Genomic DNA, 11,600 nt, shown 5'->3' with positions numbered 1-11,600 from the left:
CCTGCCGTACCCGCTGGCGGGACTCGAGGCCGCGATCCGTCGCGGATGGGCCCAGGTTCCGCAGCCTACGACTGGATCCTGAGCCGCGCGGCAGCCCGCCGCCGCGAGCCCTTCGCCGAGGCCACCGGCTCGCCGGCCCCCGCTCCGCCCGGCTCCGCTGACGACACGGGGGCGCCGCGCCTGCCGATCCGCTCAAGGGGCAGGAACGCGAGCAGGCAGATGGCGGTCGGCAGGAAGTGGATCGTCAAGAGCACGTAGGTGCTGGCGTGGAAGATGATCCAGAAACCCACCGCGGCAAGCAGCGCCCGGCCCCGCAGCCACAGCATGACGGGCGACAGCAGCTCCGCGACGAAGACGGTCCACTGCATGACGTTGGTCAGCATCGGCTGCATCGAGAGCCACTGTGCGGGCTGGACGTCGCCGCGGCGGCTCAGCGCCCAGATGAGTGTCGCCGAGCTCCCCCAGAGCCAGCCGCCCTCGCGGATCTTGGCGATCGCGGACAGGAAGTAGGTCGCGACGACGGCGAGCTGGATCATCCGCAGCGCCCAGCCGGCGGCCTCCGTGCCTCGCCCCTCGAACCACCCCGCTCGGCCCACTGTCGGCAGCACGAACAGGGCGACGACGAGGGCGAAGTGGTCGTGGTCGACCTTCCCGTAGGACATCCCGTTGCTCACCCAGTCGAGCATCGCCACGGCGCACACCCAGCCCGCGAGACGCGGCCACCGGCCCGAGGCGGCGACGGCCGCGCTGACGAGGATGACGAAGAGGAGGACCCAGCCGTACGTGGGCGACGGTTGCGGCAGGTGCAGCAGCGCGCGCACCGGCAGCTCGCGGTACAGCGCCGCAGGGACGTCCCCGTGGTCGATCGGGTCGGTGACGAAGAACAGCACGTCGAGGATGACGATGGCGTAGATGGCGGCCCGCACCCGAGCGACCCGGGCCAGCGGAGCTTGAGGGAAGGCCCAACGGCGGATGCTCATGGCAGCTCCACGGGATCGGCCGGGTCCACCACGGTCCATGACACGACGACGTCGGTGCGGACCGGCCCGGGCACGCCGCCGCTGACGACCCGCACGTCGTCCATGAGCTCGACCACGGCGAAGCGGGCCGCCTCCGGTGCCCGTCTCGCGTGGAGCACGGCGATGGCCTGCATCAGCGAAGGCTGCTGGCGGAAGGACCACAGCTGGCCCTCGATCTCGGCGCGACCCAAGCCCAGCGCGCCCCGAGACAGGTCCACGTGCACGCGCTCACCGTCGACCGTCATCGCCTGGAGGTAACGCGAGTGGATCTCGCCGTCCGATGGGCTGACGGCGAAGGCGAACTGGCTCATCGGCGCGAACGGCCATCCCTGGTCGTTGCGCAGCACGGTGCCGGTGATGACGCCACCGACCACGAGGACCATGACCAGCCCCCGCAGGAGCCGGCCGAGGCGATTCAGGCGTCCGCCGTCCTGGTGGTTGACTGGTCCCGTGTCCACCCGCCTGCCCCTGTTGATCTTCGACGGCGACTGTGCCTTCTGCACCTCGTCCGTGGAGTTCCTCCGCCGTTGGGTCGACCGGACCGGGCGGTACGCGATCGAACCGTGGCAGCGGGTCGACCTTAGCGCCTACGGGCTCACCGCGGCCGACTGTCTGGACGCGGCCCAGTTCATCGACGCGGACGGCGCCATCCACCCCGGTCACCGCGCCATCGCAGAGGCCCTGCGTCAGGGCGCCCCGGCGTGGCGTCCGGTCGGCCGACTCCTCACGATGCCGGGGGTCGACGCACTGGCGCGGCGCGTCTACGGCTGGGTCGCCCGCCATCGCGACCAGCTGCCCGGCGGCACCCCCGCGTGTGCCCTCCCCACCCAGCAGCCAACGGCCCCAATCGAATGAACAGCTTCCGGGCCCCACACCCGATCGAGTGAACAACTTTGGGGTCGCCCAGCCCTATCGGCCGCGGTATCAGTCGCGGACGACCGCCCACCCCGGAAGCTGTTCACTCGATCAGGGCGGGGGCGTGAGGGCGGACGGGAAGGCGTCCGACCAGGAGCGGATCGCCAGTCCGCCGTCCGCCGACCGGTCCACCGAGGTCGCGGCGAGCAATGCGTGCACGATGGCGCGGGCCACGCAGTCGGCGCCGGCCTCCATGAAAGCCACGAGCTCGGCCAGCTCGATCCCGCCCCGCTCCCCCGTCGCCATCGCGAAGAGCGTGTCCCCGTCGAAGGGCGTGTGCACCGGCTTGATCGCCCGGGCGAAGCCGTCGTGGCCGATCCCGGCGAGCTTCTGGCACTGCGCCTTGCTCAGCGTCGCGTCAGTGGCGATGACCCCGATCGTCGTCGCCATCGCCGGCACCCCGGGCAGCTTGTCGGGAAGGGACTCGCCGCGCGCGCGAGCCTCGGCCAAGTCGTCCGCAGACCCAGCCCCGACGTGAGCGAACTCGCCCTTGAGACCGAGCCCAGCGGCATACGGCCTGCCGGTGGTGGGGTCCACGGCGGAACCAACTGCATTGAGCGCGACGATGGCCCCCAGGGTCACACCGGACTCGAGGACGACGCTCGCTGAGCCGACGCCCCCCTTGAGCCCGCCCACGCGGGCGCCCGTCCCAGCGCCGACACACCCTTGCGGGACGGCTGAGGAGGCAGCCAGGTCGTATGCCGCCCTCCCGTCCTTGGGTCGCGGATAGTTGCGCCACGTGCCCGCCCGTCCGAGATCGAACAGGATCGCGCCGGGGACGATGGGCACGACCTGCCCGGGCTCTCGCATCGGCCAGCCGCGACCGTCGTCGAAGAGGCCATCGACGACGCCGTCCACCGCGCCGAGTCCCGGCGCGCTGCCGCCACCGAGGACGACGGCATCGACCCGGTCGACGAGGTTGCGCGGGTCGAGCAGGTCCGTCTCGCGGGTCCCCGGCCCGCCGCCGCGCACGTCGACCCCGGCGACGGCGCCGCCGGGCGGCGCCACGACCACCGTCACCCCCGTCAGCCAGCCGGGCTCGTCGCGGGTGCAGTGGCCGACGCGCACCCCGGGGACATCGACGATGGAGTTGGTCGGGCCGGGTCGCATGGTGAAGTCAGAACTGGCAGCGGTCACTCTGGGTCCCTCAGGTCGAACTCCATGAGCCGGCCTGGAGACGCGAACCCCAGCCGCTCGTAGAACTGTTGCTCCTTCTCGTCCGGCGCGTTGACGCGGATCCACTTGACGTCGGTCGAGCGGGACCATTCGATCATGGCCTCGCTCAACGCGCGGGCGACGCCGAGGTCGCGGCTGCCGGGAGTCACGAACAGGCCCCCGACGTGGAGCCAGCTCACATCCCGCCGGCCCGGCCAGGGCAGGGCCCGGATGCGGCGGGTCTCGAGGATGCCGGCGTGCTCACCGCGCGCTTCGGCAATCCAGGTGGGGCGGTCCGGTCGCTCGGCGAGCCAGGCGTCCACGAACCGGTCGAGGTAGCCCGGCTCCGACGGCATCCCGAGCTCCCGCGCGAACTGCAGGTGCAGGGCGGCAACGATGAAGGCGTCGTCCGCTCCTGCGCGGCGAACCACCACGTCGGCCATGGGGGAAGTGAACCACGCCCCTCCGGCAGAACCGCGGCAAATCAGGCGTTGAACCCCAGGCGTCGGCTGGTGCGGGCCCGCTGGCGGCTGGCGCGCATCCGGCGCAGTCGCTTGATGAGCATCGGGTCTGCCTCGAGCGCGGCAGGGGTGTCGAGCAGGGCGTTGAGGACCTGGTAGTACCGCGTGGAGCTCATGTCGAACAGCTCCTTGATGGCCTGCTCCTTCGAGCCGGCGTACTTCCACCACTGCCGCTCGAAGGCCAGGATCTCGAGGTCCCGGTCACTGAGCGCGCTCTCGGAGTGGTGCGTCTGCTCCGTGGCGTGTTCTGCGCTCATGATTCCTGTCCTGCGTTGCTGGCCTGGGTCCTGCGAAACGGTAGCGAGTCTGGGCGCGACCCTTCCACCTGGACCTTCTTCTGAACTCGATCGCGTTGGCTCCACTACCCACCTTAGCGAGTGAATCACACGGTTGTGATTTCTTGGGCGCCTCACGCCATCGTGTCGAGGATGGCCGTGACGTCCTCCTTGGTCGTGTGCGGGTTGACCACCGCGAACCGCGTCAGCGTCTCCCCGCGGAAGGTGGTCGGCACGACGAAGGCGAATTCAGCGGCGAGCAGCCGGTCGGTCCACGCCTGGTAGTCCGCAGGCGCCCAGCCCAGGCGGCGGAAGACGACGACGGACAGATCCGGCTCCCGGACGAGCTCGACATAGGGTCGCGCCTCGATCTCCCAGGCGGCGTGGCGCACGACGGCGAGCGTGCTCTCGATCGCCTCGACGTAGGCGTCGGTGCCGTGGACAGCGAGGGAGTACCAGAGCGGCAGGCCGCGCGCCCGACGGGTCAGGCCGATGGAGTAGTCGGTCGGGTTCCACTCGGTCGCCTTGGTCAGGACGTCGAGGTAGCCGGCCTCCTGGGTGTGGGCGATCCGAGCCAGCTCCGGGTCGCGATAGAGCAGCGCGCAGCAGTCGAACGGCGCGAAGAGCCACTTGTGCGGGTCGACGATGAACGAGTCCGCCCGCTCGATGCCGTTGAAGAGGTGCCGCACCGAGGGAGCCGCGAGGCCGGCCCCGCCGTAGGCGCCGTCGACGTGCAGCCAGAGGCCGAACTCCTCGCACACGTCGGCGACCGACTCGAGGTCGTCGACGACGCCGAAGTTCGTCGTGCCGCTCGTCGCGACGACGGCGAAGAACGTCTCGGGCCCGTGCTCCTCGAGGGTCTTGCGAAGCTCGGGCCCGGTGAGGCGCAGCTTCTCGTCGACGGGCACGCCGCAGACCTCGGCGTCCATGACGGCCGCCATCGACACGACGGACGAGTGCGCGTTGTCGGTCGCGGCGATCCGCCACGGCCGGGCACCGGTGCCGGCCTCCTTGGCCTTGTTGCGCGCGGTGTGGCGGGCGACGACGAGCGCGGACAGGTTGCCGACGGTCCCGCCCGGCACGAACACGCCGCCCGCGCGCTCCGGCAGCCCGGCGAGGTCGGCGATCCAGCGCAACGCCTGGTTCTCGGCGTAGACCGCCCCGGCCCCCTCCAGCCAGGACCCGCCGTAGACCGACGAGGCGCCGACGACGACGTCGAAGGCCGCTGCCTCACGGGTCGGGGCGCACGGGATGAAGGACAGGTACCGCGGGTGGTCGGTCGACAGGCATGCCGGCGCAAGGGTGTGCTCGAACAGCTCCATCGCGCGAGGCGCCCCTAGTCCCGCCGCCGTGATCGTCTGGCCCGCTGCGGACGTCAGGTACTCCTCCGTCTGCGGCCCGTCGAGTGGGATGGGGTCCATGAGCAGACGCTGCCGCGCGTAGCGCAGGACCTGCTCAACCGCGACGTGGTCGGGATCCTCGTTGAAGGAGTGCACGGACGCACTCTAGGGGCTCAACGACACCCCTTCCGTATGCCGCTGGGCTCGCTCCCGCTCGCCCGTTGGTGCCGCTGCCCGCGTCTCGGGCGTCAGTCGTTCTGGGGCAGGAGGAGGTCGCGCAGCTCCGGCGGCGTCGTCGCGATGCCGTCCGGTCGCACCTTGTCCAGGTTCGCCCGGACACCGGCGCCCCACGTCACCGCGATCGTTGCCATGCCGGCCGCCTTGCCTGCGAGCACGTCCACCACGGCGTCACCGACGTACGCGGCGCGCGACGGGTGCGACTCCCCGAGGCGCTCCATCGCGAGCAGCAGGGGTGCCGGCTCGGGCTTGTGCAGCTCGGTGTCCTCGAGCGCCACCAGGGCGGAGACATGGGACGACAGGCCGAGCAGGTCCATGGCCTGCTGCGCCGACTCGCGCCGCTTGGAGGTGGCGACGCCGACCTTGGCCCCTGCCTCGTTCAGGGCGACGAGCACCTCACGGGCGCCCTCGTAGCTGCGGATGAGCCGCTCGGTGTTGTCGGCGTTCCAGCTGAGGTACGTCGCGTACAACTGGTCGGCGTGGTCCGGCGCATGATCGCGGAACGCGCTGCTGAGCGGACGCCCGATCCATGACCGGATGACGTCCGGGTCCTCCTCACGGCCCATGACCGTGCGGAAGGCGTGCTGGTACGACTCGACGATGAGGTTCACGGTGTCGGCGAGGGTGCCGTCGAGATCGAAGATGACTACGGGCCAGCGAGGCCTCAATGAAGCTGTCACGGGGACCCACCATAGGCGCTCTGGCGGCATCGGCCGAAACGCATCAGGAGGATCATGCGGCGAGCCAGCGACCGGCGCGCATCACCCGAAGCACCCGCGCCGCGCCATCGAGAACGACGAGATCGGCACGCGCCCCGCCGCGGAGCGCCCCTCGGTCAGCCAGCCCGAGCAGGCGGGCAGGTGTGCTGGAAGCCGACTCAGCGGCATACGGCAGAGAAATCCCGGCACCCACCTGGCGCGCCACGATGTCGGCGACGTGGCTCGTCCCACCGGCGATGGAGCCCTCGGGCTCCCCCGGCCCCGCGATGAGCCGGGCGGTGCCGCCGGAGACCACCACGGAGAGGCCGCCGAGCGAGTACGGTCCATCGCCGACGCCGGCTGCCCCGATCGCGTCGGACACGAAGGCCACCCGCGACGGCCCGACCAGATCGACCACGGTGCGCACGGTGTCGTCCGAGAGGTGGGCGCCGTCCGCGATGAGCTCCAGGACCACACCGTCGAGAACGGCCGCACGGAGGAGCGCGGGGACCGCTCCGGGCGTGCGATGGTGCCATGGGTCCATCCCGTTGAACAGGTGCGTGGCGAGGTCGGCCCCGGCGGCCACAGCCTGCCCCACCTGCGCAAACGTCGCCGTCGTGTGCCCGATAGCCGGGTGGACACCCGATTCGCGCAGGTGCCGCACGAGGCGCATCCCACCCTCACGCTCCGGGGCAAAGGTCACCTGTCGGATGTGGCCGCGGCCGGCGCGCAGGAGGCGGTCGACCTCCCGGAGGTCCGGGTCGCGGAGCAGCCTCGGGTCATGGGCACCGCACCGGGCCTCGGCGAGCCACGGGCCCTCGAGGTGGATGCCGTCGACGAGACCGTCGTCCGCGAGGTCGGTAAGGATCTCGACGCCTCGGAGCAGGTCCGCGGGCGGCATGGTCACGAGGCTGGCGAGGAGAGACGTGGAACCGCGGGCATGGTGATGGCGGGCCGCCGCCGCAGCGGCGTTGGCGTCGAGGTCGGTGAACGCCGACCCACCGCCCCCGTGGCAGTGAATATCGACGTATGCCGCTGACATCGTCCCGAGGATCGGCTCACTTCCGGGGGTGGCCGGGTCGGACGGCTGCACCCGCCGGATCGATGCGATGCGCTCGCCGTCGATGGCGATCTCGGCGGTGACGACGGCACCGTCGATGAGGGCTGGTCCGTGAAGCACTGTGGTCATCAGGGCCGATTCTGCCGTGTGCGTCGTTCGGTAGCGTGACCCCGTGCCTGCCCGTCCGCTCGCCGAGCTCGTCCACCCGTCGTGGGTGCCCGTGCTCGACCCGGTGGCCGAGACCATCGGCGCGATGGGGCAGTTCCTGCGCGCCGAGGTGGCAGCGGGCCGCGGCTACCTCCCCGCGGGCGGCGCCATCCTGCGAGCCTTCACCCTGCCGCTCGCGGACGTCCGGGTGCTCATCGTCGGCCAGGACCCGTATCCGACACCCGGTCACCCGGTGGGGCTGTCCTTCTCCGTCGCACCTGACGTGCGGCCCGTGCCCCGGTCGCTGCAGAACATCTACCAGGAGCTGGGGACCGACCTGGGGTTGCCGCCGCCGGCGAACGGCGACCTCAGTCCGTGGTTCGATCGCGGCGTCATGCTGCTCAACCGGGTGCTGACCGTGTCCCCCGGACGGCCGGCCAGCCATCAGGGCAAAGGCTGGGAAACCGTGACGGCACAGGCAATCTCGGGGCTCGTGGCGCGCGGTGGGCCGTTGGTCGCGATCCTGTGGGGACGGCAGGCGCAGTCCCTCGCACCGATGCTGGGACAGGTGCCGCGCATCGAGAGCGCCCACCCGTCACCCCTGTCCGCACGGTCCGGGTTCTTCGGGTCGCGGCCGTTCAGCAGGGCCAACGAGCTGCTCGCCCGACAGGGCGCCACACCGATCGACTGGAGGCTGACATGACCGAGCCCAGCGCGGGTGAGCGACGCCTGTGGAGTCGTTACGTGGCCATCGGCGACTCCTTCACCGAAGGAATGTGCGACGACGACCCGCTCCTCGTCGGCAATGGCTCGCACGGCGAGTTCGCTGGGTGGGCGGACCGGTTGGCGGCGCACCTGTCGGAGATGGCGCAGGACTCGGGCCTGGGGTTCGGCTACGCGAACCTGGCAGTTCGGGGGCGCAAGCTGGCGGACGTCGTGGGCCCACAGCTCGACAAGGCCCTGGCCCTGGAGCCGGACCTCGTCAGCATCGTCGGCGGCGGGAACGACATCCTGCGACCGAAGGCCGACCTCGACGCCCTGGCTTCCAGGCTCGAGGATGCGGTGAAGCGGATCCGGGCGACGGGCGCGGACGTGCTCATGGCAACCCCGGTCGACCCTGCGGAGGCTCCGTTGGTGAAGGCGACCCGTGGTCGGGCGGGCGTCCACGCGGCGAACATCTGGTCGATCGCCCGACACCACGGCGCCCACGTCATCGACCAGTGGGGCCTGCACGCCCTTCGCGACTGGCGGATGTGGGCCGACGACCGGATCCACATGACGAGCGAGGGCCACCGACGGGTTGCGATGGCTGCGCTGCAGGCGCTGGGCCATGCTCCGGCCGACGCGGACTGGGAGACGCCTCTCGAGCCGGCACCGCCGATCAGCCGCCGGGAGGCGCTGCAGGCGAACGCCCAGTGGGCCCGCGAATACGTCGGGCCCTGGGTTCACCGGCGCCTGATCGGACGGTCGTCCGGCGACCTGCGGCAGGCGAAGCGCCCCGAGATCGGCCCCCTCGACTGACCCCAGCGGCTGGGTCAAGTGACGGGACGAGCACCGCGGCCGCGTGCTCAGCGCGCCGCGGCGAGGCCAGGCCGTCCCGTCATTCCTCCCGTCCGGCCCGCAATGCTGGGTCAAGTGACGGGACGAGAACCGCGGCCGCGTGCTCAGCGCGCCGGGACGAGGCCAAGCCGTCCCGTCACTCGTCCCACTTGCCGTGTATCTGCGGGTTGCGCCCGTGGTGATCGCCTGGCCCGCACCGTCATCGCGATCTTCCGTCGGACCCAGTCCTGCTGGAACATCACCTGCTCCCAAGTGAACCGCAGCACCAGCCAACCGCGGGACCCCAGCTCGGTGTAACGGATGCAGTCTCGCGTCAGCGCGGCTCTGTCGCCATGGAACTCGAAGCTCTCGGCCTCCAGCACCAGGCGCAGGTCGTGGCTGCCGAGATCGACGCGCGCATCGTAGTCGTCGTAGCGGATCTGATGCTGCGGCTCGAACTGAGCCCCGAGTGCTTGAGCCGCTTCGATGGCAAGAGCCCGAAGAACCGACTCGAACGGGTTGGCAGCCCGGTGACTTGCCACCCGTGCCAGGGCCAGGACCCGTCGTCGTTGCAGTTTCCCGAGTGACAACACTGCCTCCGTGACCTCACGCCTATTGAGGCCACTGCGCAGCGCCGAGTCGAAGACCGCGAGCGCTTCGTCGAATGGCAGGTCGAGGCAGCAGTCGACGACGGTCCGGACGCGACTCGTCACCCAACCGTCCACGACGTTTCCAGCGCCGAGGGTGCGCCAGTGGACGGTCGCCAGACCTCGGGCGCTGGTGCGCAGCTTTCGATTGGCCGGGATCGTCACGTCTGGAAGGTCCGGGGTCGCCTTGACCTTCCATCCCCAGTGCAGGGCGGCGGTCCGATGCGAGACCGTGCCCGTCATCCGCCGAGCGATCACCCTCCCGTCGGCCGCCGCGGGCACGGCGTACACACCCCGACCGGGTCGGACGATGGAACCGTCCTTCAGAGCCGCGGCAATGTGCCGCCAATGCACGGCTCGGCGCAGTTCTCGCCAGGAGCACGTGCCCCCAAGTCGCTCGACCACGTCCGCCACCGCGCGATCGAGGGGCGGCCTTGACTCAGTTGCGGCTGTGTCTGCGGTCACGCAGCCAATCTCGCCTAGATGGGCTCCGCCCTGCTGGCGTCATGCACAGGTCCAGCCGATCCAACACTGACACCGGGACCAATGACGGGATCAACTCCCACTGTTGCCCCTTCGCGAGCATGGCCGCCGAGAGGCATCCCGTCACTTGTCCCCGGGTCGAGGACCAAGACGGGGCCAATGACGGGATCAACTCCCACTGTTGCCCCTTCGCGAGCGTGGCCGCCAAGAGTCATCCCGTCACTTGTCCCAAGGTCGCCCCGATGCTGCCCGGCTCGCGGCTACGGAGAGCTTGTCGGGGTTGGTCAGGAGCCGGATCCCGACCACCTGTCCGGCATTGGTCTCGAGCGTCAGAACGTGCGGCACCTCGCCCAGCCGGACGAGCAGGGCGCGCTCACCGGCCAGGTCGAGCACGACCGCGTCGAAGGCTTCCGCCCGGGAGTAGAGCTGGCCGAAGAACCGCGCCAGCTTGTCGCGACCGTGGATGGGACGCCGGGCTGCCTTCGCGCGCCCTCCCCCGTCGCTCCACGCCACCGCATCCGCACGGAGCAGGCCCTTGAGCCGCTCGAGGTTGCCCGACCGGGCCGCTGCCGCGAAGTCCGTCAGCAGCCGCTCCTGCTCGTTCCGCGTCGGTGTGAAGCGAGCGCGCGAGTCGGCCAACGCGTCCTTGGCTCGACGCTGCAGCTGTCGACAGTCCTCCGGGCTCCGGCCCAGGATGTCCGCGATCTCGTCGTATGGGATGACGAAGGCAGTACGCAGCACGTAGACGGCTCGCTGCACCGGTGTGAGCCGTTCCATCAGGTGCAGCACAGCGAGGGACAGGTCGCCCGGATCAGCACTGCCGAACAGGTCAGCAGGTGCCGGCTCGGGCAGCCAGTCGCCGACGTAGGTCTCCCGCCGCGCCTGCCTGGTCCGAAGCGAGTCGACGGCCAGCCGTGTCACCACCCTCGTCAGGTAGCGACGCGGCTCGCGAACCGCCGACTGCTCGACGACCGCCCATCGCAGGTAGGCCTCCTGCAGGACGTCCTCGGCGTCGTGCCAGCTGCCCAGCAGCCGATAGGCCAGCCCGGCGAGCATCGGGCGGGCGGCCTTGAACTCGTCGTCGAGGGTCAGGCCCCCGGTGGGGTGCGGCACGTGATCGCGATCCGGTTCCATACGTTGATCGTGGCAATCGCCAGCAGCAGGTTGGCGGCCCCCTCCTCACCCCAGTGCTTGACGGCTGGGTCCCAGACGTCGTCCGGCACACCGCCTTCCTCGAGCCGGGTCACGGCATCGGTGAGCCCAAGGGCGGCCCGCTCCGCTTCGTCGTAGAACGGCGCCTCGTGCCACGCTGCCAGACCAAAGAGCCGATCGATGCTCTCCCCGGCCTTGAGTGAGTCATTGGTGTGCATGTGGATGCAGTAGGTGCATCCGTTGATCATCGAGGCCCGTGTCTTCACCAGCCGTAGGACCGTGTGGTCCACGGCTCCCGAGACGTACTTCTCGAGCCCCAACACCGCACGGAAGCCGGCGGGAGCCACCTCACTGACATCAATTCGTCGTGTCATACCAGCACGACGGACGGCGCCCGCCCCGGCGTGACACC

The 11,600-nt window shown here is 70.6% G+C and carries 14 protein-coding genes; 3 read left to right on the top strand and 11 right to left on the bottom strand.

The genetic code is table 11. The features are described 5' to 3' along the window. Positions 1 to 65: 65 nt before the first annotated feature. Entirely contained in the window at positions 66 to 980 is a 915-nt protein-coding gene (locus tag VIR15_RS05620; RefSeq protein ID WP_331926493.1) for an HTTM domain-containing protein, read from the bottom strand. Then, positions 977 to 1,477, bottom strand: a complete 501-nt coding sequence (locus VIR15_RS05615) for a hypothetical protein (protein ID WP_331926492.1) — start codon at positions 1,475 to 1,477, stop codon at positions 977 to 979. The genes VIR15_RS05620 and VIR15_RS05615 overlap by 4 nt, the downstream gene beginning before the upstream one ends. On the opposite strand from VIR15_RS05615, the gene VIR15_RS05610 reads away from it, so the two are divergent. Then, complete coding sequence (locus VIR15_RS05610; protein WP_331926491.1) at positions 1,470 to 1,874, top strand: thiol-disulfide oxidoreductase DCC family protein; 405 nt, start codon at positions 1,470 to 1,472, stop codon at positions 1,872 to 1,874. The two genes, VIR15_RS05615 and VIR15_RS05610, sit on opposite strands and share 8 nt — an antisense overlap. A gap of 111 nt (positions 1,875 to 1,985) precedes the next feature. On the opposite strand, the gene VIR15_RS05605 is transcribed toward VIR15_RS05610, so the two are convergent. The 6 genes from VIR15_RS05605 to VIR15_RS05580 form a co-directional block, all read right to left on the bottom strand. Next, positions 1,986 to 3,044: a P1 family peptidase gene (locus VIR15_RS05605; RefSeq protein ID WP_331926494.1), complete on the bottom strand. Its 1,059-nt coding sequence runs from the start codon at positions 3,042 to 3,044 to the stop codon at positions 1,986 to 1,988. A 23-nt stretch (positions 3,045 to 3,067) separates the two neighbouring features. After that, positions 3,068 to 3,532 (bottom strand): GNAT family N-acetyltransferase, encoded by a 465-nt coding sequence (locus VIR15_RS05600; RefSeq protein ID WP_331926490.1) that lies wholly within the window; start codon positions 3,530 to 3,532, stop codon positions 3,068 to 3,070. A gap of 41 nt (positions 3,533 to 3,573) precedes the next feature. After that, positions 3,574 to 3,867, bottom strand: a complete 294-nt coding sequence (gene napA / locus VIR15_RS05595; RefSeq protein ID WP_331926489.1) for a nucleoid-associated protein NapA — start codon at positions 3,865 to 3,867, stop codon at positions 3,574 to 3,576. A gap of 152 nt (positions 3,868 to 4,019) precedes the next feature. Further along, positions 4,020 to 5,381 (bottom strand): pyridoxal phosphate-dependent decarboxylase family protein, encoded by a 1,362-nt coding sequence (locus VIR15_RS05590; protein ID WP_331926488.1) that lies wholly within the window; start codon positions 5,379 to 5,381, stop codon positions 4,020 to 4,022. 92 nt (positions 5,382 to 5,473) lie between these two features. Continuing rightward, positions 5,474 to 6,142 (bottom strand): HAD family hydrolase, encoded by a 669-nt coding sequence (locus VIR15_RS05585; protein ID WP_331926487.1) that lies wholly within the window; start codon positions 6,140 to 6,142, stop codon positions 5,474 to 5,476. A gap of 52 nt (positions 6,143 to 6,194) precedes the next feature. Further along, positions 6,195 to 7,349: an N-acetylglucosamine-6-phosphate deacetylase gene (locus tag VIR15_RS05580; protein WP_331926486.1), complete on the bottom strand. Its 1,155-nt coding sequence runs from the start codon at positions 7,347 to 7,349 to the stop codon at positions 6,195 to 6,197. A gap of 43 nt (positions 7,350 to 7,392) precedes the next feature. On the opposite strand from VIR15_RS05580, the gene VIR15_RS05575 reads away from it, so the two are divergent. Further along, positions 7,393 to 8,070 carry a uracil-DNA glycosylase gene (locus tag VIR15_RS05575; protein ID WP_331926485.1) on the top strand — a complete coding sequence of 226 codons (678 nt, stop codon included), beginning with the start codon at positions 7,393 to 7,395 and terminating at the stop codon, positions 8,068 to 8,070. Beyond that, the gene (locus tag VIR15_RS05570) at positions 8,067 to 8,888 is read left to right on the top strand and encodes an SGNH/GDSL hydrolase family protein (protein WP_331926484.1); all 822 of its coding nucleotides are present in this window, start codon (positions 8,067 to 8,069) and stop codon (positions 8,886 to 8,888) included. The genes VIR15_RS05575 and VIR15_RS05570 overlap by 4 nt, the downstream gene beginning before the upstream one ends. 143 nt (positions 8,889 to 9,031) lie before the next feature. Here VIR15_RS05570 and VIR15_RS05565 read toward each other — a convergent pair whose 3' ends face one another. The 3 genes from VIR15_RS05565 to VIR15_RS05555 all read right to left on the bottom strand — a co-directional run. After that, on the bottom strand, positions 9,032 to 10,018 hold the full coding sequence (locus tag VIR15_RS05565) for a DUF559 domain-containing protein (RefSeq protein ID WP_331926483.1): 987 nt from the start codon (positions 10,016 to 10,018) through the stop codon (positions 9,032 to 9,034). Positions 10,019 to 10,255: 237 nt separating this feature from the next. Continuing rightward, on the bottom strand, positions 10,256 to 11,170 hold the full coding sequence (gene sigJ / locus VIR15_RS05560) for an RNA polymerase sigma factor SigJ (protein WP_331926482.1): 915 nt from the start codon (positions 11,168 to 11,170) through the stop codon (positions 10,256 to 10,258). Further along, positions 11,125 to 11,600, bottom strand: a 476-nt coding sequence (locus tag VIR15_RS05555) for a carboxymuconolactone decarboxylase family protein (protein ID WP_331926481.1), incomplete at its 5' end; no start/stop codon positions are given. The genes VIR15_RS05555 and sigJ, both read right to left, overlap by 46 nt.

Origin of the sequence: Intrasporangium sp. (genome assembly GCF_036566125.1) — a bacterium.
Lineage (GTDB): Bacteria > Actinomycetota > Actinomycetes > Actinomycetales > Dermatophilaceae > Intrasporangium.
The sequence above is the reverse complement of the archived record's forward strand: the minus strand, read 5'-3'. Positions and strand labels throughout refer to the sequence as shown.

Coding starts and splice junctions, on each gene's coding strand:
- VIR15_RS05605 (WP_331926494.1), bottom strand. CDS start 3,044: ATGCGACCCGGCCCGACCAACTCCATCGTCGATGTCCCCGGGGTGCGC.
- VIR15_RS05620 (WP_331926493.1), bottom strand. CDS start 980: ATGAGCATCCGCCGTTGGGCCTTCCCTCAAGCTCCGCTGGCCCGGGTC.
- VIR15_RS05580 (WP_331926486.1), bottom strand. CDS start 7,349: ATGACCACAGTGCTTCACGGACCAGCCCTCATCGACGGTGCCGTCGTC.
- VIR15_RS05600 (WP_331926490.1), bottom strand. CDS start 3,532: ATGGCCGACGTGGTGGTTCGCCGCGCAGGAGCGGACGACGCCTTCATC.
- VIR15_RS05570 (WP_331926484.1), top strand. CDS start 8,067: ATGACCGAGCCCAGCGCGGGTGAGCGACGCCTGTGGAGTCGTTACGTG.
- napA (WP_331926489.1), bottom strand. CDS start 3,867: ATGAGCGCAGAACACGCCACGGAGCAGACGCACCACTCCGAGAGCGCG.
- sigJ (WP_331926482.1), bottom strand. CDS start 11,170: ATGGAACCGGATCGCGATCACGTGCCGCACCCCACCGGGGGCCTGACC.